At 44.4% G+C, this 24,142-nt stretch carries 27 protein-coding genes; 4 read left to right on the top strand and 23 right to left on the bottom strand.

What is annotated here, in order from left to right; translation table 11 throughout:
• Positions 1-30: 30 nt before the first annotated feature.
• Together N746_RS0103835 and N746_RS0103830 are read right to left on the bottom strand one after the other, a co-directional pair.
• Positions 31-504 (bottom strand): ATP-dependent zinc protease family protein, encoded by a 474-nt coding sequence (locus N746_RS0103835; protein WP_245603332.1) that lies wholly within the window; start codon positions 502-504, stop codon positions 31-33.
• Positions 485-1,315 carry a glucosaminidase domain-containing protein gene (locus N746_RS0103830; RefSeq protein ID WP_245603372.1) on the bottom strand — a complete coding sequence of 277 codons (831 nt, stop codon included), beginning with the start codon at positions 1,313-1,315 and terminating at the stop codon, positions 485-487. Before N746_RS0103830 ends, N746_RS0103835 begins: the two co-directional genes overlap by 20 nt.
• 78 nt (positions 1,316-1,393) lie before the next feature.
• Here N746_RS0103830 and N746_RS0103825 point away from each other — a divergent pair, with 78 nt between their 5' ends.
• A complete protein-coding gene (locus N746_RS0103825; protein WP_029934041.1) occupies positions 1,394-2,431 on the top strand; it encodes a polysaccharide deacetylase family protein in 1,038 nt (345 codons plus the stop codon).
• 103 nt (positions 2,432-2,534) lie between these two features.
• On the opposite strand, the gene rplS is transcribed toward N746_RS0103825, so the two are convergent.
• From rplS to ffh, 5 genes are all read right to left on the bottom strand, one after another.
• The gene (rplS, locus tag N746_RS0103820; RefSeq protein ID WP_029934040.1) at positions 2,535-2,879 is read right to left on the bottom strand and encodes a 50S ribosomal protein L19; all 345 of its coding nucleotides are present in this window, start codon (positions 2,877-2,879) and stop codon (positions 2,535-2,537) included.
• A 54-nt stretch (positions 2,880-2,933) separates the two neighbouring features.
• The gene (gene trmD / locus N746_RS0103815) at positions 2,934-3,686 is read right to left on the bottom strand and encodes a tRNA (guanosine(37)-N1)-methyltransferase TrmD (RefSeq protein ID WP_029934038.1); all 753 of its coding nucleotides are present in this window, start codon (positions 3,684-3,686) and stop codon (positions 2,934-2,936) included.
• 3 nt (positions 3,687-3,689) lie between these two features.
• Complete coding sequence (gene rimM / locus N746_RS0103810) at positions 3,690-4,214, bottom strand: ribosome maturation factor RimM (RefSeq protein ID WP_029934037.1); 525 nt, start codon at positions 4,212-4,214, stop codon at positions 3,690-3,692.
• 18 nt (positions 4,215-4,232) lie between these two features.
• The gene (gene rpsP / locus N746_RS0103805; RefSeq protein WP_029934036.1) at positions 4,233-4,469 is read right to left on the bottom strand and encodes a 30S ribosomal protein S16; all 237 of its coding nucleotides are present in this window, start codon (positions 4,467-4,469) and stop codon (positions 4,233-4,235) included.
• A 208-nt stretch (positions 4,470-4,677) separates the two neighbouring features.
• Entirely contained in the window at positions 4,678-6,054 is a 1,377-nt protein-coding gene (gene ffh, locus N746_RS0103800) for a signal recognition particle protein (protein ID WP_029934035.1), read from the bottom strand.
• Positions 6,055-6,249: 195 nt separating this feature from the next.
• Between ffh and N746_RS0103795 the strand changes: the two genes are divergently transcribed.
• From N746_RS0103795 to N746_RS0103785, 3 genes are all read left to right on the top strand, one after another.
• On the top strand, positions 6,250-7,044 hold the full coding sequence (locus N746_RS0103795; protein ID WP_029934034.1) for a cytochrome C assembly family protein: 795 nt from the start codon (positions 6,250-6,252) through the stop codon (positions 7,042-7,044).
• Positions 7,045-7,174: 130 nt separating this feature from the next.
• Positions 7,175-8,416 (top strand): HlyC/CorC family transporter, encoded by a 1,242-nt coding sequence (locus N746_RS0103790; protein ID WP_081836026.1) that lies wholly within the window; start codon positions 7,175-7,177, stop codon positions 8,414-8,416.
• Positions 8,417-8,428: 12 nt separating this feature from the next.
• Positions 8,429-9,238, top strand: coding sequence for an inositol monophosphatase family protein (locus tag N746_RS0103785; RefSeq protein WP_029934032.1), 810 nt, complete (start codon positions 8,429-8,431; stop codon positions 9,236-9,238).
• Positions 9,239-9,277: 39 nt separating this feature from the next.
• Here N746_RS0103785 and N746_RS10610 read toward each other — a convergent pair whose 3' ends face one another.
• The 16 genes from N746_RS10610 to mlaD form a co-directional block, all read right to left on the bottom strand.
• On the bottom strand, positions 9,278-11,512 hold the full coding sequence (locus N746_RS10610) for an ATP-binding protein (protein ID WP_051678497.1): 2,235 nt from the start codon (positions 11,510-11,512) through the stop codon (positions 9,278-9,280).
• Positions 11,513-11,591: 79 nt separating this feature from the next.
• Positions 11,592-12,956, bottom strand: a complete 1,365-nt coding sequence (gene radA, locus N746_RS0103775; protein ID WP_029934030.1) for a DNA repair protein RadA — start codon at positions 12,954-12,956, stop codon at positions 11,592-11,594.
• A gap of 65 nt (positions 12,957-13,021) precedes the next feature.
• Positions 13,022-13,708, bottom strand: coding sequence for a cytochrome c1 (locus tag N746_RS0103770; protein WP_245603330.1), 687 nt, complete (start codon positions 13,706-13,708; stop codon positions 13,022-13,024).
• Positions 13,708-14,946: a cytochrome b gene (locus N746_RS0103765; protein ID WP_029934028.1), complete on the bottom strand. Its 1,239-nt coding sequence runs from the start codon at positions 14,944-14,946 to the stop codon at positions 13,708-13,710. The genes N746_RS0103770 and N746_RS0103765 overlap by 1 nt, the downstream gene beginning before the upstream one ends.
• Positions 14,946-15,560, bottom strand: coding sequence for a ubiquinol-cytochrome c reductase iron-sulfur subunit (gene petA / locus N746_RS0103760; RefSeq protein ID WP_029934027.1), 615 nt, complete (start codon positions 15,558-15,560; stop codon positions 14,946-14,948). Before petA ends, N746_RS0103765 begins: the two co-directional genes overlap by 1 nt.
• Positions 15,561-15,729: 169 nt before the next feature.
• Positions 15,730-16,470 (bottom strand): Nif3-like dinuclear metal center hexameric protein, encoded by a 741-nt coding sequence (locus N746_RS0103755; protein WP_029934026.1) that lies wholly within the window; start codon positions 16,468-16,470, stop codon positions 15,730-15,732.
• A 15-nt stretch (positions 16,471-16,485) separates the two neighbouring features.
• Positions 16,486-17,565 (bottom strand): histidinol-phosphate transaminase, encoded by a 1,080-nt coding sequence (gene hisC / locus N746_RS0103750; protein ID WP_245603329.1) that lies wholly within the window; start codon positions 17,563-17,565, stop codon positions 16,486-16,488.
• Positions 17,566-17,596: 31 nt separating this feature from the next.
• Entirely contained in the window at positions 17,597-18,913 is a 1,317-nt protein-coding gene (hisD, locus tag N746_RS0103745; RefSeq protein WP_029934024.1) for a histidinol dehydrogenase, read from the bottom strand.
• A 2-nt stretch (positions 18,914-18,915) separates the two neighbouring features.
• A complete protein-coding gene (hisG, locus tag N746_RS0103740) occupies positions 18,916-19,548 on the bottom strand; it encodes an ATP phosphoribosyltransferase (RefSeq protein WP_029934023.1) in 633 nt (210 codons plus the stop codon).
• Between the two features lie 10 nt (positions 19,549-19,558).
• Entirely contained in the window at positions 19,559-20,821 is a 1,263-nt protein-coding gene (gene murA / locus N746_RS0103735) for a UDP-N-acetylglucosamine 1-carboxyvinyltransferase (protein ID WP_029934022.1), read from the bottom strand.
• A gap of 5 nt (positions 20,822-20,826) precedes the next feature.
• Positions 20,827-21,048 carry a BolA family protein gene (locus N746_RS0103730; RefSeq protein ID WP_029934021.1) on the bottom strand — a complete coding sequence of 74 codons (222 nt, stop codon included), beginning with the start codon at positions 21,046-21,048 and terminating at the stop codon, positions 20,827-20,829.
• Between the two features lie 19 nt (positions 21,049-21,067).
• On the bottom strand, positions 21,068-21,829 hold the full coding sequence (locus N746_RS0103725) for an ABC transporter permease (RefSeq protein ID WP_029934020.1): 762 nt from the start codon (positions 21,827-21,829) through the stop codon (positions 21,068-21,070).
• A complete protein-coding gene (locus tag N746_RS0103720) occupies positions 21,826-22,749 on the bottom strand; it encodes an ABC transporter ATP-binding protein (RefSeq protein ID WP_029934019.1) in 924 nt (307 codons plus the stop codon). The genes N746_RS0103725 and N746_RS0103720 overlap by 4 nt, the downstream gene beginning before the upstream one ends.
• On the bottom strand, positions 22,746-23,039 hold the full coding sequence (locus tag N746_RS0103715) for an STAS domain-containing protein (protein ID WP_029934018.1): 294 nt from the start codon (positions 23,037-23,039) through the stop codon (positions 22,746-22,748). Before N746_RS0103715 ends, N746_RS0103720 begins: the two co-directional genes overlap by 4 nt.
• Entirely contained in the window at positions 23,026-23,667 is a 642-nt protein-coding gene (locus N746_RS0103710) for an MlaC/ttg2D family ABC transporter substrate-binding protein (RefSeq protein WP_029934017.1), read from the bottom strand. Before N746_RS0103710 ends, N746_RS0103715 begins: the two co-directional genes overlap by 14 nt.
• Positions 23,664-24,134 (bottom strand): outer membrane lipid asymmetry maintenance protein MlaD, encoded by a 471-nt coding sequence (gene mlaD / locus N746_RS0103705; RefSeq protein WP_029934016.1) that lies wholly within the window; start codon positions 24,132-24,134, stop codon positions 23,664-23,666. Before mlaD ends, N746_RS0103710 begins: the two co-directional genes overlap by 4 nt.
• Positions 24,135-24,142: the final 8 nt, after the last annotated feature.

Raw genomic sequence — 24,142 nt, 5'->3', positions numbered from 1 at the left:
AGCAACAGTTTTGTCTAAATTTTTTAACGCTTATTTGGGCAATTTTTGGCAGTAAGAGCGACTTACATCCACTAGGAATCGGTTTTCCATCGCTACGCGCCCAAGCAACATTCTAAAACGCATTGTATCGCGACTGGTTAAGGATAAGTCAATCATAAAACGCTGGTCGCCCAAGACTAGTTCCGTTTCAATAAAATAACGCTCCGTTTTATTACCGCCGGAATCGGTTACTGTTCTTTTATCTTTAACTCTTGCTTCACACCATACTTCGGTATCCAGTTCATCTTGATGCGGGTGAACCCCAAATCTTATCCAGTCTTGGGCATCACGTTCAAAAGGTTCGACTGAAAAAGCATGCAAAGCGGAGGTTCTCGCTCCTGTATCGACTTTGCATTTTAAAGCTTGGATACCCAAACCTGGCAGAGATACCCATTCTCGCCAACCTAACGTTTGTTTAGCTAGAACAGGCTCAGATAGCGTTTGTTTATTTATATTGGTTTTCACTTAATGACCTCACCCAGTCTTGATCCAAAAGATGCCAATCGTTAAACCTTATCATAGCCTGAATTTCTTTAATATATTCTTCACGACGTTGCGAATACGCCAACAAACCTTTAGCCAACTTCTCACCAGTTAATACTTGGTTCTTGTTACGCAAATCTAAACGCAACTGACGAAAATCACGATAAGTATGAAACGCATTTAAATTAGTCATATAAGCCTGTACCGATTCGCTAGGAGACTTAAATAAACGTACTTCATATTTTTTGCCATCAGGTCGCTCCTCTGGTACGAGCCCACAACCTTCTGAGAAACACCATTGGCCATAAAAGTTTAAACCTTCCGTCGCAAATCGTGAGGTACCCCAAGCCGACTCATTCGCGGCCTGAGCCAATGCAAGCGATGGTGGTATGATGTCGACTTTTTTTAATAAGGCCTGCCGCCATTGTGCCTTAGTTTGTTTTGCTTTACGTGGTTGCTGATACTTGTCAGCCAACAAGGCTAAACGCCGTGCTTGTGGTTTGCTTAAGTTGTTAAAATCTAACGCCTGCAAAAAAGTACGCTCTTCTAAAATTTGTTCATTAGACTGGTGGATCGCTGGTAATAAAAACGCCTGGAAAGCCTGCTTTTTTTGATTAACATCCTGAATACTAGCAAAATCCGGCAAGCTTACTTTTTCGACTGGTTGATTCTGCTCTAAGGCATTTATACCTTGTTCTTGTGTAGCTCGTTCTAACGGCTTCTGTTGACGACTCTCGCTTACAAATATCCCTATCGCAACCAAAATTAACCCCGCCAAAACTATTTGAATCACTCGTTCCAAAACACCCTCCAAGGTTATTACAATATAATGTCTTTAATTCGGTTATTATCTCAAAACTCAGGAATCTACATGCTGAAAAAAAGTTATAAACTTGCATCTATCTTACTACTGTCCAGTTTAGTATCTGGCATGAGTTACGCTAAGTCATCCGCTGTGATTTTAATGTATCATCATTTTGGTGATGACACGCCAGCTAGCACCAGCGTGACACTTGATCAATTTGAAGCCCACTTAGATTATTTAGAACAAAATAATTTTAATGTATGGCCTTTGTCTAAGCTTATACAGCAATGGCAAACGAATCAGGATGTGCCTGATAAAACCGTTATATTGACAGCAGATGACGCTTATAAAAGTGTTTATACTGAAGCTTATCCACGCCTTAAAAAACTTGGCTGGAGCATCACAACCTTTGTTAATTCAGAGCCGATTGATAAACGTTTTGGCAATTTTATGAGTTGGGATCAAATGCGCGAAATGCAAGCGGATGGTTTTGAATTTGCCAACCATACTCACACTCATACCAAAATGCGCCCATCAAACGATGAAACCAAACAACAAATGTTGGAACGCGTTCGTAACGAACTGACGTTAACGCAAACACGCTTGCAAGAAGAGCTGGGTGAACAGGCCAACCAAAATCCAAAGCTATTTGCCTATCCTTATGGTGAGTACAGTGAAAGTGCCGCAAACTTAATTGCCGAAATGGGTTATGTGAGCATGTCGCAAGTATCCGGTGCGGTGGATAAAAACTCCGATCGACGGGCACTCAACCGTTTCCCAATGGCTGTTAATTTTGCCAAGATTGAGGATTTCGCTCTAAAAGTTAACACGCTCCCTCTCCCTATTCGCCACCAAAGCCCTAGCGATCCATTAATTCAAACCAACCCACCGGAGCTTACTCTTAAATTAAGCAAACCGGTTAAGCAATTAAATTGCTTTAATAGCCTTGGCCAACACTTAAGCATGGATTGGCGCTCAGAAACTGAGATCATGGTTAAAGCAAAACAAGCTCTTAAACCACCCCGTGATCGTTATGCCTGCACCGCACCTGCGGGCCAAGGCCGTTGGTACTGGTTTGGTCAACTTTGGATTATTGACAAATAAACCCAACAGCCCAACCTTATACATTGATTTGATATGCGTAAGGCTTAAAACAAAAAAACCGCCTTTCGGCGGTTTTTTTATGACGTCTTGTTTAAAGAAACTATTATAATTTTTCTTTAATACGAGCCGCACGACCTGACAATTCACGTAGGTAGTAAAGTTTCGCACGACGTACCGCACCACGACGCTTAACAGCAATACTCTCAACAAGTGGACTATATGTCTGAAAAGTACGCTCAACACCGACACCGTGTGAAATCTTACGCACAGTAAAAGCCGAGTTTAAACCACGGTTACGTTTTGCAATTACAACGCCTTCATAAGCCTGCAAACGTACGTTTGTACCTTCCTGTACTTTAACCTGTACAACTACTGTGTCACCCGGTGCAAATGCTGGAATTTCTTTCGTCATTTGTTCCGTTTCAATTCGCTTGATGATATCGCTCATCTTAAAGCTCTCCATATTCTTTGAAGTGTTTCTCGTGTTTTCACTTCAAAATTGCTATTCAACCAACTTGAGCCAAGCATCCAGTTTTTGGCGTTGCTCAGAGGTTAGTGCCAATTTTTCTATCAAATCTGGTCGACGTGCATGGGTGCGTAACCATTTTTGCCGCTCGCGCCATTCGTCGATTTTGGCATGATGTCCTTCCAATAAAACACTTGGAACCAGCATGCCGTCCACCGACTCTGGACGCGTATAGTGTGGACAATCAAGCAACCCGTCCGAAAAAGAATCTTGTTGAGCCGACTGCGAATGACCAAGTGCGCCTGGCAACAGGCGTATCATGGCATCCATTAACATCATCGCAGGTAGCTCTCCGCCACTTACAATAAAATCGCCAACACAAATTTCTTCATCAACACATTGCTCAATCAAACGTTCATCAATGCCTTCGTAGCGCCCACATAGTAAGGTTACTTGTGGACGCTCAACCAACTCTTCCACTTTCGCTTGTGTTAAGGGTTGGCCTTGTGGAGACAAATAAACCACATGCGTTTTTGCATCTGGCTGCGATTGTTTGAGCGTTTGATCTAACGCATCAAAGGTGTCTTTAAGAGGCTGGTACATCATTAACATACCCGGCCCCCCACCATAAGGGCGATCATCTACGGTTTTATGCCGATCATGCGTAAAATCACGCGGATTCCAAAAGTGCAGATCAACTAGCTCTTTTTGAAATGCCCGCCGACTTATACCTTGCTGCGTAATCGCATTAAACATGTCAGAAAACAGCGTAATCACATCAAAACGCATGCTTTACTGATCATCCTCTTCATATTGATCCGCTTGCCAATTAACTAAAATCTGCTGTTGTTCTAAATCCACATCCAAAATGTAGTTGTCGAACACAAACGGAATTAAATGGCTTCGCTCACCTTTGACACGCAACACATCATGTGCGCCTGTCTCAACTAAATCAGTAACTCGACCCAGCTGCTCACCTTGTTGATTTTTAACATCGCAGCCAATTAAGTCTGTCCAATAAAAACCATCGTCATCTTCGGGGAACTGATCACGCATTACAGCGATATCAGATCCCATCAAATCCCGTGCTAATTCACGCGAATCGATGCCTTTCAAATGAGCCACTATGGCCTTGCCACCTTGCGGTGCATGGGAGTCGATAACTTGCATCTCCACCCATTGTCCCTGGCGTTTTACCAACCAGGGCTGGTAACTTAAAATGTTACCGACTGGGTCTGTATGTGAATACACTTTAACCCAGCCTTTGACGCCATACACGCCATTAATTCGGCCGATAATGAGTTTATCTGGTTTCATTAAATCGACCGAAAATTCTTAAGCTTTCTTTAGAATGCTTTTAACGCGATCACTCATTTGAGCGCCTTGAGCAACCCAGTGATCCACTCTCGCCTGATCAACACGAAGAGTTTCTTCGTTGCCACGGGCGCTAGGGTTATAAAAACCAACTTGCTCAATAAAGCGACCGGTTGCCGCAACACGGCGATCCGCTACTACTAACTTATAAAACGGGCGCTTTTTTGAGCCACCACGTGCTAAACGAACTACAACCATTGTGTATCTCCTTATGGTTAATCAGGCGATGACAGGAAACCCCATCAACAAATTCTTCTAGTTTACAGTCACCAGAACCAGGCCTGGTGATGGGTTGACACGATTTTAGGCGCATCAAGTAAGCGCGTGATTATACACGCGCGCTTAATGTTAAGCAAAGTTTTTATTAGGCTTGCTAAATACGCCTCTAGTCATACGACCAAGTTGGTTATCTTGGCATTCCGCCAATACCACCCATTCCAGGTGGTAATTTTCCGGCCATGCCCCGCATCATGTTTTTCATGCCGCCTTTTGAGACTTTTTTCATCATTTTCTGCATTTGCTCAAACTGCTTGAGTAATTTATTAACGTCTTGAACCTGCGTGCCCGAACCCGCGGCGATTCGACGCTTACGCGAACCTTTTAGCAGAGTAGGATAAGCGCGTTCTTTTGGCGTCATGGAGTTAATAATCGCTTCTAAACGTTTAAACTCTTTCTCCGCTACACCTTCTTGCATTTGGTTTTTGAGCTGCCCCATTCCGGGTAATTTACCCATCAAACCACCAATCCCACCCATACCTTGGATTTGTTGCAACTGTTGACGAAAGTCTTCCAAATCAAATTGACCGGTTTTTTGGATTTTTTGTGCAAAGGCTTGTGCCTTTTTTTGATCGATTTTGGTTTCGGCTTCTTCAATCAAGCTTAAAACATCACCCATCCCCAAAATACGACCGGCCATACGATCTGGATGGAAAAGCTCCAACGCTTCAGTTTTTTCTCCCGCACCAATAAATTTAATGGGCTTGCCAGTTACTTCACGAATTGATAATGCTGCACCACCTCGTGCATCACCATCAGTTTTGGTCAAAATTACGCCAGTTAAAGGCAAAGCATCATGGAAAGCTTTAGCTGTATTAGCGGCATCTTGACCTGTCATGGCATCCACTACAAACAAGGTTTCGATCGGCTTAATCGCTTGATGTAAGGCCTTTATTTCGGTCATCATGCCTTCATCAACATGCATACGACCAGCGGTATCCACCAGTAACACATCCATAAATTGTTTTTTGGCTTCGGCTCGCGCCCGCTCTACGATATCAACCGGCTTTTGATCCGCACTAGATGGTGAGAAAACCACTCCCACTTGTTGAGCCAGCGTTTCTAACTGCTTAATCGCGGCTGGACGATACACGTCGGCGGACACGACCATAACTTTTTTCTTCTCACGCTCTTTTAACCAGCGCGCCAACTTAGCGACCGATGTGGTTTTACCTGCCCCTTGCAAACCCGCTACCATAATCACCGCAGGTGGCTCCACACTAAAGTTAAGCGGCTCAACTTCTTGCCCCATGGTTTCGGCCAGTTGCTCACGCACCACTTTAACAAAGGCTTGTCCTGGGTTTAAGGCTAGTGAAACCTCTTGCCCTAAGGCGCGCTCTTGTACCTTATTAATAAAGCTTTTTACTACAGGCAGGGCAACGTCCGCTTCTAGCAACGCACGGCGAACATCCCTTAGGGCGTCCTTAATATTATCTTCTGTCAGGCGACCTTGACCGCGAATGGTTTTCAGCGTCTTCGCCAAACGATCCGATAAATTATCAAACATAACGATTCTCCAATGTTCTAAGCCAAGTTGGTAAAGTTGGCTTAGGGTGTGTTATTTGACGGTCCATTTATGAGAAATCCTTCTCAATAACTTTTAATTTCGCTATTATAGCGGATATGATGATTTTTCGAGACCTTTGCATTGCTAGCCTCTGTCCAGCATGCTAAGAACCCCTGTCACAAACAAGGAATTTGCATGATCAGTAGCCTTAGCGCCCTTATGGCGAGTTTGCTTTATTTAATGAGCACCTATTATCTATTGCGCTGCATTCGCGACACCCAAACCACCTCTCGCTCTTTGCGCCGCCCGATTTTGGGCGTGGCGACTTTTGCACTAGTGCTACATACCATTTCCTTAACACTGACTTTGTTTACTCCGGAATCAATGATTTTTAGTTTTGGTAATGGCTTATCCTTAATTGGCTGGATCGGGGTGTTTGCCCTACTTATCATTAATTTGAACAAGCACACCGAAGCCTTAGGCATTTTTATTTTTCCACTGGCCGCGATGGTGACGTTATTCCCACAGTTTATCGGTGACTTTCACCCCATTGATTATACGCTTGGCTTTCATGTCATTATTTCAATTTTTGCCTACAGTGTTCTTGGTTTAGCGACCGCCCAAGCGGTGCTTTTTTCTGCCCAAGAGCGTCGCTTTCAGCGTCGCAACTTATCGAACTTAATTCGCGCCTTGCCGCCTTTGCAAGTCATGGAGAAAACATTAATTCAATTAGTTGTTTTGGGTTATGTGATTCTGACCTTTGCAATTTTTAGTGGTGCTTACTTTATTGATAACTTTTTTAGTCAAAACATCGCGCACAAAACCTTCTTTTCGATACTGGCGTGGCTAACCTACAGCCTGTTTTTGTGGGGGCACTTTCAATTTGGCTGGCGCGGCCAAAAAGCCGCGCGCTATACCATCTGGGCCTATAGTTTCTTGATTATCAGTTACATTGGCACCCAGGCAGTTTATGGTCTAGTTAACGCTTAAGCACTAGACTGAACACCCTAAGTATGCATTCGATTATAAAATTCGTTATAATCCCAATCTTGTTTTCAAACTTAATGGTAATACTTTGAACGACATCCCTCTATCCTTGTTATTCTTTATTTTATTTCTAATGATGGTTTTATCGGCGCTTTTTTCAAGTTCCGAAACCGCCCTTATGTCGCTCAACCGTTATCGCTTAAAGCATAAAGCGAACAGTGGTCACAGTGCCGCCATCAAAGCCCAAAAGCTACTTGAAAAGCCTGACCGTTTATTAGGTGTGATTTTGCTTGGCAACAACTTTGTGAATATTTTCGCTTCATCCATCGCAACCATTATTGCGTTGCGCTTAATGGGTGAAGCCGGTATTGCGATCGCCGCCGGTCTATTAACCCTCTTGATCTTAATTTTTTCTGAAGTGGCACCAAAAACAGTCGCCGCTTTATATCCAGAAAAAATCGCTTTCCCAATGGCTTATATCCTTGACCCAATGCTCAAAATATTCAGTCCGATTGTTTGGTTTGTGAATATTTTTGCGAATGGCTTTTTACGTTTGTTTGGCATACATGTCAATAAAATCCAAGCTGACCATTCTTTAAGCCATGAAGAACTTCAGACCTTAATTGATGAATCAACGGGTCAATTACCACAACAATATCGAGACATGTTAACCAGTATTTTACGCTTAGAAAGCGTCACGGTTGAAGACGTGATGATCCCAAAGCAAGAAATCTATGGTGTAGATGTGGATCAACCATTTGAAGACTTCTTAAAGTCAATTCAAAACTCCTCATATACTCGAGTTCCTTTATATCGCGGCACGTTTGATGCAGATTTAGTTGGCATACTCAATTTACGCCGTGCATTGCCGACTCTAATGAAACCTGGAATCACTCTAAAAGATATCATCAAATTAGCAAGACCGGCTTACTACGTGCCAGAAACCACGCCGCTAAACACTCAGTTAGCTAACTTCCATAAAAACAAGCGACGCATGGCATTAATCGTTGATGAGTACGGCGAGCTGCAAGGCTTACTAACACTTGAAGATTTGCTAGAAGAAATTGTGGGCAAGCTTTCAACGGACGCCAATGCAAAGCTGTCTGAACATGTTGCAATCCATGCAGATGGCTCCATGACCGTAGATGCGGCCGAATTTATTCGTGACCTAAACAAAGATTATTTTCTCGACCTACCCACGGATGGCCCCAAAACACTAAATGGTTTAATTCAAGAACATTTAGAAACTTTGCCGGCGGCGGGCACTTGCATTCGGATTGGTGAATATAGCCTTGAGGTTTTAGATGTATCTCAAAACGCAATTGATAAAATCAAACTCAGTTTAATTGATACCAACCGAAACAAAACAAACTAAAGGCGGCGCTTTATGTCCCACCCATTTGTCGACAACCAGGCCTGGTCAGGCCTCAAACAAGCCATTGTAAGCCTAGCCAAGCAAGAAGTAATGAGCCGGTTTAACCAAATAGGTTATGAAGTTAAAAAAGACGGTTCCTTGCTTACTGAGGCGGATACATCCATGCAACAACAAGTAACCCAACTGCTTAAACGCGAGTGGCCTGAATTTGCTTTACTAGGTGAAGAATCATCTTTAGAAATACAGCAGGCGGCACTAGATCATCCCAATGGCTGCTGGGTTCTAGACCCTGTAGATGGCACCACTAATTTTGCAAATCATATACCTTTTTTTAGCGTATCTCTCGCTTTGTTGATTGCTGGAAAACCGGTAGCGGGTCTGGTATATGATCCGGCTAGAGATGAATTATTCAGTGCCCGCGTAGGATTAGGTGCTGAACTCAATGATCAACCACTCAACAGTCCCCAAATTACCCCGCCTTTAAAACGCTGTGTAGGGATTATCGACTTTAAACGCTTAGACGCTCCCTTAGCCACCGTATTAGCCACCCAAGCGCCATACGCCTCGCAACGTAGCTTTGGCTCGGTAGCTTTAGATTGGTGCTGGATTGCTGCAGGGCGCGGTCAGATTTACCTGCATGGCAATCAAAGCTTATGGGATTATGCAGCGGGCTGGTTAATATTAGAAGAGGCTGGAGGAGCCAGTTGCAGCTTAGACGCTGAAGCGGTTTTTCAAAATAAAATCGGCAAGCGTTCAGCCGTAGCCGCGATTAATCAAAGTACGCTTTCCTTGTGGCATGAGTGGATTCAGACTCAGCAGTAATTCGTTAACTATAAAAAGTCTTCTCAAACAAAACTGTCTTTAACGGCTCCAACGCCAGAGAACCCTTTGAAGTGCTTCGACATCTATTGGCTTACTTAAATAATCATTCATGCCAGCGGAGATAACTTTTTCACGATCGCCAAACATCGCGTTCGCGGTTAAAGCAATAATCGGAATACAAGCCACGTTTTGGTTTTCGTGATTGCGAATCTTCTGCGTGGCCTCTAAGCCATCCATTTCTGGCATTTGCATATCCATTAGAATTAAATCGAACTTTGAGCCTGGCTTATTCAGCTGTGCTAGCACTTCCAGTCCATTTTCAGCTAAGACTGTTCGATGATTTAATTTGGTAAGAATTGCTTGAATTAAAAGCTGATTAGATGGGTTATCTTCAGCCACTAGAATTGATAATGAATGTTGTTTCAGGTAATCAGACTGACCGATTTCTGACTCAAGTTCATCTGGGTTTGCGCGCTCACAAGGTACTTCAAACCAAAAACAACTGCCAACCCCTAATCGACTACGTGCACCGATGTCTCCGTGCATCGCTTGAGCCAATTTTTTACTGATGGACAAGCCCAGCCCTGTCCCCCCATATTTTCGGCTAGTAGACGCATCAGCTTGAGTAAAAGCATCAAATAATCGCTGTAATTTATCCTCCGCAATGCCAATACCTGTGTCCTTGACCTCAAAACGGATTCGATGGTCAACAGCGATTACTTTTAAGGTGACCGAACCTTTTTCAGTAAATTTAATTGCGTTACCCAGCAGGTTAAGCAAAACCTGACGTAATCGCGCCGGATCGCCTTTTATATGAGTCATCAGGTCTGGTTGCTTATCAACCAACAACTCTACGTCCTTAGCTTCGGCACTAGGTTTAACCATTTCAATAACGGTATCAATCAGTTGATTTAAATCGAAAGCCTGATGTTCTAATTCAACCCGACCCGCTTCTAACTTATTAAAGTCCAGAATATCGTTGACTAAGTGAAGTAAATGTTGACCAGAGCGCTGAATCATTTCAGCTTGGCTCTTCTGCTCCGAGTCCAACTCTTGGTCTAACAATAAACCCGACATGCCAATTACGGCATTTAATGGCGTGCGAATTTCATGACTCATTACTGACAAAAACTCAGACTTGGCATTGGCCGCTGATTCGGCCTCTTGACGCGCCTGCTCTAACACTTGCTCCATTTCTCGCCGGTCTGTAATGTCCAGCGCGAATCCTAATATCCAAATTTCAGGGGCTTGGTCCGGACGCTGAATATGGATTGGGCCACGGCCAGTTAGCAGCCAGCGTGTTTGACCCATTAGGGTTAGTTGTTCTTCCGACACAATCAACTTGCCACCTTGTTTGGCCTGTCGATCATCATCCACAAACTTACGCGCTAAATCAATAGGAAACACCTCGAAATCGGTGCGACCAATCGCACGATTGCGTTCAACTCCGGTTATCTGTTCGGTTTGCTTGCTGTAAAAACGGAAACATCCTTGAGCATCTTTAACGTAGATACTGATAGGAAGCGCATCTAAAACTTGCTCAATTAAAGCCTCCCGCTGCCTAACCGTCTGTTCTAATCGCTTAGCGTCTGAAACATCGCGAACCGATCCCATTAAACGGTACGCTTGATTAGTCTCTGTTTGCCAGCTGGCTTGCCCAGTCATTTGCATCCAGACAAAACTTTGGCTAGAAGTCTTAAAGCGGAACGTTACATTGAATGGCCAACGTGCCTCAAGGTGCGCAAACAAGGCATCTTCTACCCGAACCCTATCTTGAGGATGGACACGCGCCATAAATTTGACTTTTGTCTGACCCAGTTCAACCGGTGAAATGTCACACATTTGATAAAACCGATCACTGTAACGGATCAAATCTTGTTTTAAGTCCCAATCCAGCAAACCCAAACCCGCCGCATCTGATACCGTTCGGTATATCTGATCTTCTGCACATTCTGGATTAAAACTTTCTGTATGAGCCCCCGACATCATAAATTGGATTAGAATTCCATTTTTATAATGCACCAACGTAAAGTGACAAGCTTCTACCCAACCTTTTAAAGCATGCTGAAAAGTCGAAACACCGTTACGCTGCATCGCGCTTAATAGTTGTAACTTCAGTTCTAGATCTAAGTTGAGGTCATAATGCCCCCATAGCGAGTGGGCGGTTTGATTTTGCCAGCTGATACGCCAGTGCGACTCATCATTGCAAACAGCCAAGGCGACGGCCAAAGGCGAGTTGGCATAAAGTTCGTTTAAAGCCGAGTTGGCAGGCATGGCATATCTCTTAAAAACAAATTGAAATTTATTCTAGCCTATTGGTCTTGATAAGTGGAAGGTCTTTTACACAATCCATTCATAATTGATCTAAAGCTTGCGCTAAATTATGTACCCCGATCAATTCCATACCTGCAACCCCGCCTTTTGGGATATTCGCCATAGGAACAATCGCCCGTTTAAATCCGTGCTTACCGGCTTCAAAAATGCGCTCTTGACCACTTGGAACTGGCCGGATCTCGCCTGCCAAACCAACTTCACCAAATACAATTAAATCCTGATCGAGTGGTTTATTGCGCATACTGGATAGAATCGCCACCAATAAAGCTAAATCTGCACTGGTTTCCGATACTTTAATCCCGCCCACCACATTCACATAAACATCCTGGTCAGCCGCTTGTATACCGCCATGACGATGCATAACAGCTAACAACATTGCAATTCGATTTGAGTCCAACCCCACACTTACACGACGCGGACTGCCATAAGGTGACTCATCCACTAAGGCTTGAATTTCTACCAACAAAGGGCGCGAGCCCTCCCAAATCACCATTACTACCGAACCGGGTGCGGGTTCATTGGCACGCGATAAGAAAATAGCTGAAGGATTTTTAACCTGTTTTAGCCCTAACTCAGTCATGGCAAATACGCCCAACTCATTCACTGCACCAAAGCGGTTTTTTATCGCCCTTAAAGTTCTAAAGCGGCTATCAGATTGACCCTCTAAAAATAAAACACTATCCACAATATGCTCCAGCACACGAGGGCCAGCCACTTCACCGGATTTTGTTACATGCCCAACCAGGAATACTGCAATATTATTTTGTTTCGCAAAGCGTGTTAGATAGGCGGCCGATTCTCTCACCTGAGTTACCCCTCCGGCCGCCGTCCCAACTTCAGCTAGCTGCATGGTCTGAATCGAATCCACTACCATCACCTTGGGCGACTCTTGTTGCGCAAAACGAATTATTTGCTCCACTTCCGTTTCCGCCAATAAACGTAAATGATCTTCCGGCAGCTGCATACGCTTCGCGCGCATGACGACTTGTTGTAGAGATTCTTCACCAGTTACATAGAGCGCTGGAATAGCCTGACTCAAACCACACATGACCTGCAACAAAATCGAGGATTTGCCCACCCCTGGATCACCACCAATTAACACCACCGATCCAGGTACGATTCCGCCACCTAGCACACGATCCAGCTCTGAAATGCCGGTCGAAAAACGTGGTACTTCGCCCAACTCTATATCGTTGACTGACAATACTTGATTCGATTGGCTACCACTATACCCTTGAACAGAACGCGAAGCTGACTTGCTAGACGTTGAAATTTTAAGCTCTTTAAGCGTATTCCAAGCACCGCATTCCATGCACTGGCCTTGCCACTTAGTGTGCTCGGCGCCACAGTCCGTACAAACAAATACTGATTTTGCTTTCGCCATACTCAATCCTTAAAGACTCAGTGTTTTGCTGTCAAAATAAAAAGGCCCGCTCTAGCGGGCCTTTCTTAATGCTTCACATCTCGCCAATATTCTCTTTTGAGAAGATAGGTTAGAAGCAATAATACAAGTAAGAATAAAATAACCTTCCAACCTAGATCCCAACGTTCTACTTTATTGGGTTCAGCAATATAATCTAAGAAGTTAACTAAATCACGCGTCACTTGCTCATACTCTTCTGGGCTAGAGTGCTTCTGGAACGACTCTAGAACATTTGGCATGGAAGTACCCTCCAATACCTTATTGTTCCAGTTACCCGGTTCCCAAACACCTTCATTCTCCAGGTAGTAACCACGTAAAAAAGTATAAATGTAATCGTTACCTTTTAAACGCGCCATCAACGATAGATCGGGAGCCTCAATACCAAACTTGCTTTCTGACACACCGTCTTCCATAAAGCTCATCATGTGATCAACTGGTAAACGCTGACCAAAAGCTAGTTTTTCAACCACCTCTTCATCCGTCCAACCCAAGTCACGAGCTACACGGTTGTAACGCATGTATTGAGCGGAGTGACAGGCCATACAATAATTCGCAAAGTGAACGGCACCACGCTGTAATGACTCTTTATCTCGAATGTCATTATTGGCTGCTTCAAGCTCTATATTATAAGACGCCGCCGCTAGCACTAAGCTAACAGGAAACACCATTGCCGCTATCACTAAACTCAGTCTGCTTAAAAATGATGTCATCATTAAGTTGTCCTCTCTGGTACAGGTTTGGTTTTTTCATACGCTGAGGTATAAGGCAGCAAAATGAAGAAAGCAAAATACAAGATCGTAAATATTTGCGCTAGTTTTGTATAAAGCGCTGTCGATGGTAAAGCACCTAATACGCCTAGCACCACAAAGCTAATTGCAAACATGGTTAATAAGAGCTTATAAGAATAGCCACGGTAACGAATGGAACGTACTTTACAGCGGTCTAACCAAGGCATCGCAAACAATACGGCAATCGAAGCCCCCATCGCAACAACACCTAGGAATTTATCTGGAATTGCACGTAAGATCGCATAGAAAGGCGTAAAGTACCAGACTGGCGCAATATGATCCGGTGTTTTTAAAGGATCAGCTGGCTCAAAGTTCGGCGCCTCTATAAAATAACCACCGCCCTCTGGCATATAGAACACCACCACTGCAAACAAAATCAGGAAGGCGGTCGCACCAAACGAATCTTTTACGGTGTAATACGGATGAAATGGAACCCCATCCAAAGGTAAACCTTGTGAATCTTTATGCTTTTTGATCTCAACACCGTCCGGGTTGTTTGAACCCACTTTGTGTAATGCAACGATATGCATAAAGACCAATAAGACTAACACCAAAGGCAAGGCAATCACATGCAATGCAAAGAAACGGTTTAGAGTTGCGTCTGAAATAATGTAGTCACCACGAATCCATAATGCCAAATCCGGCCCCACTAATGGAATCGCACTAAACAGTGAAATAATGACTTGTGCCCCCCAATAAGACATCTGACCCCATGGCAACATATACCCCATGAAGGCTTCAGCCATTAACACTACAAAAATCAACATCCCGATTAGCCAGACTAACTCACGTGGCTGTTTGTAAGAACCATAGAGTAATGCGCGAGTCATGTGCAAATAGACCACTAAAAAGAAGGCCGAAGCCCCTGTGGTATGCATGTATCGAATCAGCCACCCCCACTCTACATCTCGCATAATGTATTCAATCGAGTTAAACGCATCATCCGCTGAAGGCTTATAGGACATGGTTAACCATATACCAGTGATAAATTGAATCACCATCACCAACAAGGCAAAAGAACCAAAGAAATACCAAAAATTGAAATTTTTTGGTGCGTAGTATTGAGCGACATGCTCATTCCAGGTGCTGATCAAAGGATAACGATCATCCAACCATTTCAACATGCCACCAGGCGCGGCTTGATTTGTATTTTTGTCAGACATTAGGCTTGCCCTCCTGATTCCGCATCTTCACCTACTCGAATATGTGTTTCTGACAAATACATATAAGGTGGAATTTCTAAGTTGGTCGGTGCTGGCACCGAACGGAACACACGACCCGCTAAATCAAAGCTCGAACCATGGCAAGGGCAGAAAAATCCACCTCGCCAATCTTCCGCCATATCTGTCGAATTTACGGCCGGACGATATAAAGGCGCACAACCCAGATGCGTACAAATCCCAACGACTACAAGATATTCAGGTTTGAGCGCACGTGAAGGGTTTTGACAATAGTCTGGTTGAATAGAAGCAACGGAATCTGGATCTCGCAGCAATTCGTCTAAAGTCGTTAAACGTTCTAGCATTTCCGGAGTACGGCGCACAATCCAAACTGGCTTACCACGCCAGCTTAAAGTCATCATCTGACCGGGTTGTAGCCCACTAATATCCGCATCAACCGGAGCACCGGCCGCTTTTGCTTTTTCACTGGGTTGCCAAGAACCTAAAAAAGGTACGGCTACAAATGCCGCACCCACGGCACCCACAACCCCTGTTGCACCAGCCAATACTTGACGGCGCTTTATGTTCACCGTTTCTATCGTTTTCGTTTCAGACATAGTCATGACTTCCTCATGGCTCAAAAATAGGGCTCTATTCTACAGAACCGCCTCGTGAACTGGTATATATAAATGTTTATACCAGCATAAATAACTTTTATCGATATTGCACATTTTAACCCAATAATTCGTTTGAATACTCGGGGATTTTTTCTCAGATTATTTCTAGTTAAACCGGGTTAACACAGTCTACAAATTGGCACTCAATACCAAATTTATTTTGAAGGTACTCACCTAAGGCTTTCACACCCCAGGTTTCAGTCGCATGGTGTCCTGCAGCCAAATAATGAATACCTGATTCACTGGCAATATGCGTAGTCTGCTCTGACACTTCTCCACTAATATAAACGTCAGCCTGCCAATCTACGGCTTGTTGAATATAACCTTGTGCGCCACCGCTACACCAGGCAACAGTCTTAATCTGTTCTGGACCACCCGGCAGATGCAAAGGCTCGCGTGCTAAGGTTTCACTAACCCTATGTTTAAATTCTTCTATTGACATAGGGTTACTCAAGCGTCCCAACCGTACCAGGCCTGGTGCTGGCGTAATATCTTCTAACTGCCACAGCTTACCCAGCTGAGCATTGTTACCATATTTGGCATGGCCATCTAAGGGCAAATGGTAAGCGAATAAATTCAGGTTATTTTGGATCAGTTTTTTAATGCGCTGAAATTTCATACCCGTAATAGCTTGAGGTTCATTTTTCCAGAAATAACCGTGATGAACGATAATCGCATCCGCTTGGCGATCGATCGCCGCTTCAATCAGTGCTTGAGTCGCTGTCACGCCCATTACAATTTTGTTTATCTGCTCAGGGCCCTCCACTTGCAACCCATTCGGTGCATAGTCTTGGTACTGATCGACCTCTAATAATTGATGTAAATGTGCTACCAACTCATTTCTTAGCATGAAACCCTCACAGATTTAGGCTTTTAAATGATGCGAAAAACTATTCAAAAATGCTTGATTTTCATTTGGGGTTCCGACCGTGACGCGCAAACAATCCGTCAACAAGCCACCCATGGGCGACAGGTTTTTAATCAGCACCCCGTCTTGTTTCAACCCATCAAAAATACGATTAGCTTGTCCATTAGGCACCCGTAGAGTGACAAAGTTAGCTTGTGAGTCAAACACTTTCAATTCTGAAAATTCGGAGAGTGTTTGCATTAAAATGGTTCGATCTTGCTTAATTTGCTCAGCTTGCTGCCTTAACACATCGCTATTTTCCAAGGCAAAGGTCACGCCCATTTGAGTGACCACATTAATGTTATACGGCAAGCGAACCTTATCAAACTCAGTCATCCAGGCCTGGTGACCAATCATGTAGCCCAAACGGAAGCCGGCTAAACCTTGTTTGGAAACCGTGCGCATCACAATTAAGTTAGGGTAATGTTGAATATCGCCAATAAAACTATCATCGGCGAACGCGTTATAGGCTTCATCCAACACCACCAGGCCTGGTGCTTGTTGAATAATCTGCTCTATATCTTGACGGGAAAAGGCATTGCCGGTTGGGTTATTGGGGTAGGCTAAAAACACAACAGCAGGTTGATGCTGCTGCATCGCGTTTAAAAAAGCGGGCAAATCTAACTCAAAATTTGATTGGAGTGTCACGCCATGAAATTGCAAACCTACAAACTTAGCAATCATCTCATACATGACAAAGGTCGGAACCGGCGACATCACACTACGACCTGGTTGAGATAACGCCATCATTATGATCTGAATTAACTCATCCGAGCCATTACCAAATACCATTGCTTGATCGTCTGACAAAGCCAATTCTTGCATTAATATATGACGCAAGGACTCTGCTGTTGGATCTGGGTAGCGATTAAAGGCTTGATAACGAGTGCGCTCAATCCATGCCGATTGCATTTCGGGTGGCCAACCATAAGGGTTTTCCATTGCATCCAGCTTTATCATATTCGCCGCGGGCTGAACATGATAAGCCTTAATGTCTCGAATTTCAGGCCGAACCCAACGCTCAATCCAGTTTTTCACGTCCATAGGTTCCGTATCTCTTAAGGTTTTATTATGATTTTTTCAGGCGGAAACGCGCTGAAGCAGCATGTGCTTGCAAGCCTTCACCATCCGCTAAAATTCCGGCCACTTCACCCAGAACGCTCGCGCCGTCGGCCGAGCACATTATTAAGCTTGAACGCTTCTGGAAATCATATACACCTAATGGCGATGAAAAACGTGCAGTACGAGACGTTGGCAATACATGGTTTGGACCGGCACAGTAGTCACCTAAGGCTTCAGCAGTATAGCGCCCCATAAAAATGGCACCTGCATGGCGAATTTTTGGCAATAAGGCCTGCGGATTGTCGACCGACAACTCCAGGTGCTCAGGTGCAATAAAATTAATCATTTCAACCGCTTGAGCCATATCGTCCACCACAATCACGGCACCACGCGCTTCTAAAGCGGTGCGAATAATTTTCTGACGCGGCATGGTCGGTAATAAACGATTCATGCTGGCGACTACTTTATCGGCAAAGTCCGCATCCGGCGTTACTAAAATCGACTGAGCATCTTCATCATGCTCCGCTTGTGAGAACAAATCTACCGCAATCCAATCTGGATCGGTTTCACCATCACAGACGACTAAAATTTCGGACGGCCCAGCAATCATATCAATCCCAACCGTACCAAATACCATACGTTTGGCCGTAGCTACATAAATATTACCTGGACCCACCACCTTATCAACCGGTGGAATAGTTTCGGTGCCATAAGCCAAGGCCGCTACGGCTTGAGCGCCACCCACACAGAATACACGATCTACGCCACAAATCGCTGCGGCGGCCAATACCATTTCATTCACTTCGCCATCTGGTGTCGGCACGACCATTATCAACTCAGGTACACCCGCAACTTTAGCTGGCACCGCGTTCATAATTACCGATGAAGGATAAGCTGCTTTACCGCCTGGAACATACAAACCAACCCGGTCCAAACAGGTAACCTGCTGGCCCAGCATGGTGCCGTCTTCTTCAGTGTAAGACCAAGATTCACTTTTCTGACGCTCATGGTAAAGTCGAACACGCTTCGTCGCCAATTCCAATGCATCACGTTGTTCTTTTGGAATATTGATTAAGGCTTGCTGTAGGCGCTCCTGAGAAATCTCAAGCTCCGCGCCGGTTTTCAAGTCTAATCGATCAAACTTAGCGGTATACTCCAACAAGGCTTTATCACCTTCGGTCTTAACCCGATGCAATACTTCTTTTACAACATTGTTAACGCGGTCATCTGAGACCCCTTCCCAATCCAATAAACGATTTAGCTCTTGTTTAAAACCCGATGCATTAGCATCTAAACGGCGAATATTAATGGCTGAGTCTGACATAATTATTTTCCTATTACAGTTTTGAACTGTTCCACGATTTCTTGAATCTGCGCAAACTTGGTCTTATATGCATGTTGGTTAACAATTAAACGCGAACTAATATCCGCAATATGTTCCAGCGGTTTAAGATGGTTAGCTTTCAGTGTGTTACCGGTGTCGACCAAATCCACAATACGGTCGGCTAAGCCAATTAAAGGTGCCAACTCCATCGAACCATAAAGCTTAATTAAATCGACTTGCTGGCCTTTTTGTGCGTAATAAGCCCGCGCTGAGTTCACATATTTGGTGGCAATCTTTAAACGATGTCCATGCGGGCCTTCCTGTTCTGGACCGGCCACCATTAAACGACACTTGGCAATTTGCAAATCCAGTAACTCATACAGATTATCCGATGGAGCCTCCATCAATACATCTTTGCCTGCCACCCCAATATCGGCCGCACCATAAGCCACATAAGTAGGTGCATCGGTTGTGCGCACCACTAATAAACGTACATTCGGCTGAGTGGTTTCCAGAATCAACTTGCGACTGGTTTCTGGATCATCTAAAGGCTCAATGCCAGCGGCTTTTAATAAGGGCAAAGTATCTTTAAAGATTCGGCCTTTTGACAGCGCGATCGTTAATGTCTGTTTCATAATCTAAACCTCAAGAACTTAAACGCTGAATATTGGCGCCTAAGCGGTGGAATTTTTCTTCAATACGTTCATAGCCGCGGTCAATATGATAAATTTTATTAACCACGGTTGCGCCTTCCGCTACTAGTGCGGCTATGATTAAGCAAGCCGAGGCCCTTAAATCGGTGGCGACCACTTCCGCGCCATGGAATTTGGCTTGACCTTTGGTTTTCGCGACATTTCCATCTAGCTCAATGTCGGCTCCCATCTTAATGAGTTCAGCCACATGCATATAACGATTCTCAAAAATGGTTTCTTTGACTTTAGCTTCGCCTATCGCCAAACAGTTCATCACTAAAAACTGAGCTTGCATATCGGTCGGGAAATTCGGATAAGGATGCGTCACAATATCAACGGCTTTTAATTCACGTCCTCGCATATCCAATGTAATCGTAGATTCCGTTTCCGTAATCAACGCCCCCGCCTCTTCAAACTTCTCCAGCACGGATCTTAAATGCTGAGGTTCAACCTGCGTCACGGTGACACAACCTTGTGTTACAGCGGCCGCAGCCAAATAAGTACCGGCTTCAATACGGTCAGGGATCACACGGTAAGGTACGCCTTGTAATTTCGACACGCCTTCAATCGTAATCGTAGGCGAGCCTGCGCCCTTAATTTTGGCACCCATTGCATTTAAGAAGTTAGCTAAATCCTCAACTTCAGGTTCACAAGCGGAATTGCGTAAAATCGTGGTGCCTTTCGCCAAAACAGCGGCCATAATCAAGTTCTCTGTGCCGGTGACCGTGACTGGATGCATATCAATATCCGCACCTTTTAAACCGGCTTCGGCCTTGGCAATGATAAAACCGTCTTCAATGTGAATATCCGCACCCATTTTCATCATGCCATCAATATGGATATTAACCGGGCGCGAGCCTATCGCACAACCGCCTGGCAATGCCACCTTCGCTTCACCGAAGCGCGACAACAATGGCCCCATCGCCAAAATAGACGCACGCATAGTTTTCACCAAATCAAAAGGGGCTTCTTTGGTATGAATATGTGAAGAATCGAGCGTAATGTTCATACGCTCATCCATCATGACTTCTGTACCCATGGTCGCAAGCAACTGGATAGTGGTGGTGACATCACGCAAATGAGGCACATTCGATAAGGTTACAGGGGTTTCGGCCAGCAAAGCCCCCATTAATATTGGTAACGCGGCATTTTTTGAGCCCGAAATTTCGACTTCACCATTTAATACCGCCTGACCTTGTATGACTAATTTATCCATTCAACTTACTCAGGTGCGTGGGTTTTAATTGAAAGTGCGTGTAGTTCACCATTTTCAAGCTGAGTTTTAAAAATATCGTTAACCAAGCGATGACGTTTTAATGGAGGCAAGCCCACAAACGCGTCACTCGTGACTTCGATACTAAAATTACAGTCCGCACCGGACATCTTGACCTGACTGCCAGGTAAGGCGTCATGAATCATTTGTTGAATTTTTTCAGGAGACATAGATTTGATACCCAATTTTTTAGTGGCGTATTTTAACGCCTTTCAGCAATAAAATCAGATTTATCACGGTGACTACCAACAAAAAGGCCAGAGTAACCGCTAAGCTTAAATAAACAGAAACGTCTGAACTGGCATAAAACCCGTAACGAAATCCGTCTACCATATAAAAGAATGGATTGAAGTGTGACATGGTTTGCCAGAACTCAGGCAAGGCATGAATCGAATAAAACACGCCACTTAAAAAGGTCAAAGGAATAATAATGAAGTTCTGAAAAGCGGCCAAGTGATCGTATTTTTCAGACAAAATACCGGCGATTAATCCGACACCGCCCATTAAAGCCGCACTTAATACGGCAAATAACACCACCCAGCTAACCGAGTACCATTGCAAATCAAACCAGATCCAGCCGACTACTAACACGCCCAAACCAACGGCTAAACCACGCAATACAGAGGCTGCAATAAATGCTATATACAACTCAAGCGGCGAAATCGGACTCACCAACACAAACGTCAAATTACCGTACATTTTTGATTGAATAATACTCGAAGACGAATTAGAAAACGCGTTCTGCAAAATCGCCATCATCACCAGGCCTGGTATGAGGAATTGACTGTAAGTTAAGCCTGAAAACGCATCAATACGGGCCTCAATAACTTGTCCAAAAATCAATAGAAATAACAGCGTTGAAACCACGGGAGCAAAAACGGTTTGCACGACCACGGAGTAAAATCGACGCACTTCTTTTACAAAGAAAGCCCAACATCCGTACCAATTCATGCTTTCACCTCCGTTAAATCTAAAAACACTTCTTCAAGTGACGCATCACGAGTACTCAGATCTTTGATATTCAAACCATTTTCCTGTAGCCAACCCAAAATAGTCTCCATCGAAATATTTTTTTCGACTCGAAACAAGCAGGCGGTAGCTTCACGCTCGACCAAACGCAACTGAAGCTCGCTGGTTAAGCTGATGGTTTTCGGATTATGCTCCGGCAAAGTGATGCGCAAATAACGATAAGGATGGCGGGCCAATAAAGCTTGGGTTTGCTCTAAGGCTTTCACCTCACCCTTTTGCATAATCGCAACCCGATCACACAAGGCCTCCGCTTCTTCTAAATAATGCGTGGTCAAAATAATCGTGTGTCCTGCAGAGTGCAATTCACGCGCAAACTCCCAAAGAGTGCGCCGCAGATCAACATCTACCCCAGCCGTCGGCTCGTCTAAAACCAGTACTTGTGGCTTGTGTACAAGCGCCATCGCAATTAACACACGACGTTTCATACCCCCAGAAAGCTGCTGAGTTTCGGCATTGGCTTTTTCACTCAAGGCCAAACGTTCAAGCAACTCATCCACCCATGCCCACTGAGCCTTTCCGTGCAAACCAAAATAACCCGACTGCACACGCAAGAGTTCACGAATTGAGAAAAACGGATCAGATATAAGCTCTTGTGGCACCAAGCCTAGCGCACGTCGCGCTTGACGATAATCACGAATAACATCATGCCCCATTACTGAAATTCGGCCAGAGCTGGGCGTCACTAAACTCGACATGGCATTAATAAGTGTTGACTTACCTGCACCATTCGGTCCAAGCAAACCAAAAAAACTGCCTTCTTCCACTTCAAAACTGACATTATTGAGGGCTTGCAAGTCTCCGAACTGTTTTGAGACCTGTTCAAATTTTACCGCTCCACTCATGCTGTCTCCTTGGCAATGGGTAATATTTCGGTTAAGTTATATAAGCTTAATAAGGTTTGTAATGAAGCCGGTGGACTAGCCAACACTAAGCGAGCCGAACCACGCTGTTGCAAGTCAAGCAACAATGCAATTCCGGCACTATCAATCTGCGACACTTCGGCCATATCAAGCGTCATAACATCTAACATGTTAATTGATGCTAGCTCAGCCCAGACTTCAGATAAATTAGAAAGCATCAAAGCCTTTTTGAATATTAAACGACCTTCCGATGTCTGGTTAATCCACTTCATTAAATGACTTATTCCGTTCTTTCATCGCTACGATCACCTCATCAAACCCACGACGCTCTATGTCGGTCGCATAGGATTGACGGAAATTAACTAACAAACTAATGTTCTCCACTACGACATCATAAATCAGCCATTTTCCGCTACTGGCTTCTTTGAAAATGCGATAAGTCACTTCTGCGGTTGAGCCGTCGTCCTGGGTAACCTTAGTAGAAACGATTACCCGATTTTCACCATCTGGCAAAGGCTTAGCTACATCAATGGAACGCACATTCAACTTTAAAATACTTTGTGAGTAAGAGCGCATCATGGTTAAAGTAAATTGTTCAACAAAATCCTGCTGCTGCTGTTCACTTGCCGTGCGCCAATAACGTCCAACCACATAACGCGCCATACGAGCCGTATCGACATAAGGCAAAATATTCTGATCTGCAAACTGGCGAATGGCACTGGGGTTGTCCGACAACTCATCAGCGCGCGCCTTAATTTCGTCTAAAACGGAGGTCGACAAGCCTACCACCATCTCTTGAGGATCTTGCTGGTTAAGCTTAATCGGATCGGCTATCGCGAACCCCGCTCCCAAAGCAAGCCCGAATAATGCCGTTATTATTTGTGTTTTCCACAGCCTCATTTATCACCACCTTCGGTTAGACTTACCATCAGACGACCAATTAAATTCTCAAGCACTAAGGCCGACTGAGTATAGCCAAAGCGACCACCGTCCGCTAAAACTCGTTCATCCCCCCCTATCTCAATCCCGACATACTGACTGCCGAGCAGACCCGATGTTAAGATTGAAGCCGATGAGTCCATCGGCAAGTCATCATACTCATTATAAATATCCATCACTACCTTAGCTCGATAACTGACCGGGTCAATACTGATCTCGCCGACTCGACCTATCGTTACACCACTTATTTTAACTGGGGCACGCACGGTCAAACCGCCGACATTACTAAACAGGGCTTCAAGTTGATAACTCGGGCGATCTTGCATTGCGTTAAAATTACTCACTTTTAACGCAATAAACACCATGGATATCAGCGTCATCAACACCAATAATCCCACTCCAATTTCTGCTTTAACTTGACGAGTCATAATCTTTC

The sequence above is a fragment of the Thiomicrospira pelophila DSM 1534 genome, assembly GCF_000711195.1.
Taxonomy (GTDB): domain Bacteria; phylum Pseudomonadota; class Gammaproteobacteria; order Thiomicrospirales; family Thiomicrospiraceae; genus Thiomicrospira; species Thiomicrospira pelophila.
Note: the sequence above shows the minus strand (reverse complement) of the source record. Positions and strands in the feature narration are given on the sequence as shown.

Excerpts from the sequence above, each read along its gene's own strand:
- mlaD (WP_029934016.1), bottom strand. The coding sequence starts at position 24,134 with ATGACTCGTCAAGTTAAAGCAGAAATTGGAGTGGGATTATTGGTGTTG.
- trmD (WP_029934038.1), bottom strand. The coding sequence starts at position 3,686 with ATGCGTTTTGATGTGATTACGCTGTTTTCTGACATGTTTAATGCGATT.
- hisG (WP_029934023.1), bottom strand. The coding sequence starts at position 19,548 with ATGAAACAGACATTAACGATCGCGCTGTCAAAAGGCCGAATCTTTAAA.
- N746_RS10610 (WP_051678497.1), bottom strand. The coding sequence starts at position 11,512 with ATGCCTGCCAACTCGGCTTTAAACGAACTTTATGCCAACTCGCCTTTG.
- N746_RS0103795 (WP_029934034.1), top strand. The coding sequence starts at position 6,250 with ATGATCAGTAGCCTTAGCGCCCTTATGGCGAGTTTGCTTTATTTAATG.
- N746_RS0103725 (WP_029934020.1), bottom strand. The coding sequence starts at position 21,829 with ATGAATTGGTACGGATGTTGGGCTTTCTTTGTAAAAGAAGTGCGTCGA.
- N746_RS0103710 (WP_029934017.1), bottom strand. The coding sequence starts at position 23,667 with ATGAGGCTGTGGAAAACACAAATAATAACGGCATTATTCGGGCTTGCT.
- rpsP (WP_029934036.1), bottom strand. The coding sequence starts at position 4,469 with ATGGTTGTAGTTCGTTTAGCACGTGGTGGCTCAAAAAAGCGCCCGTTT.
- N746_RS0103720 (WP_029934019.1), bottom strand. The coding sequence starts at position 22,749 with ATGAGTGGAGCGGTAAAATTTGAACAGGTCTCAAAACAGTTCGGAGAC.
- rimM (WP_029934037.1), bottom strand. The coding sequence starts at position 4,214 with ATGAAACCAGATAAACTCATTATCGGCCGAATTAATGGCGTGTATGGC.
- N746_RS0103825 (WP_029934041.1), top strand. The coding sequence starts at position 1,394 with ATGCTGAAAAAAAGTTATAAACTTGCATCTATCTTACTACTGTCCAGT.
- N746_RS0103765 (WP_029934028.1), bottom strand. The coding sequence starts at position 14,946 with ATGTCTGACAAAAATACAAATCAAGCCGCGCCTGGTGGCATGTTGAAA.
- N746_RS0103755 (WP_029934026.1), bottom strand. The coding sequence starts at position 16,470 with ATGCTAAGAAATGAGTTGGTAGCACATTTACATCAATTATTAGAGGTC.
- N746_RS0103715 (WP_029934018.1), bottom strand. The coding sequence starts at position 23,039 with ATGAAGTGGATTAACCAGACATCGGAAGGTCGTTTAATATTCAAAAAG.
- rplS (WP_029934040.1), bottom strand. The coding sequence starts at position 2,879 with ATGAGCGATATCATCAAGCGAATTGAAACGGAACAAATGACGAAAGAA.
- N746_RS0103770 (WP_245603330.1), bottom strand. The coding sequence starts at position 13,708 with ATGATGACATCATTTTTAAGCAGACTGAGTTTAGTGATAGCGGCAATG.
- murA (WP_029934022.1), bottom strand. The coding sequence starts at position 20,821 with ATGGATAAATTAGTCATACAAGGTCAGGCGGTATTAAATGGTGAAGTC.
- N746_RS0103730 (WP_029934021.1), bottom strand. The coding sequence starts at position 21,048 with ATGTCTCCTGAAAAAATTCAACAAATGATTCATGACGCCTTACCTGGC.
- N746_RS0103790 (WP_081836026.1), top strand. The coding sequence starts at position 7,175 with ATGATGGTTTTATCGGCGCTTTTTTCAAGTTCCGAAACCGCCCTTATG.
- hisD (WP_029934024.1), bottom strand. The coding sequence starts at position 18,913 with ATGTCAGACTCAGCCATTAATATTCGCCGTTTAGATGCTAATGCATCG.
- radA (WP_029934030.1), bottom strand. The coding sequence starts at position 12,956 with ATGGCGAAAGCAAAATCAGTATTTGTTTGTACGGACTGTGGCGCCGAG.
- N746_RS0103785 (WP_029934032.1), top strand. The coding sequence starts at position 8,429 with ATGTCCCACCCATTTGTCGACAACCAGGCCTGGTCAGGCCTCAAACAA.
- petA (WP_029934027.1), bottom strand. The coding sequence starts at position 15,560 with ATGTCTGAAACGAAAACGATAGAAACGGTGAACATAAAGCGCCGTCAA.
- ffh (WP_029934035.1), bottom strand. The coding sequence starts at position 6,054 with ATGTTTGATAATTTATCGGATCGTTTGGCGAAGACGCTGAAAACCATT.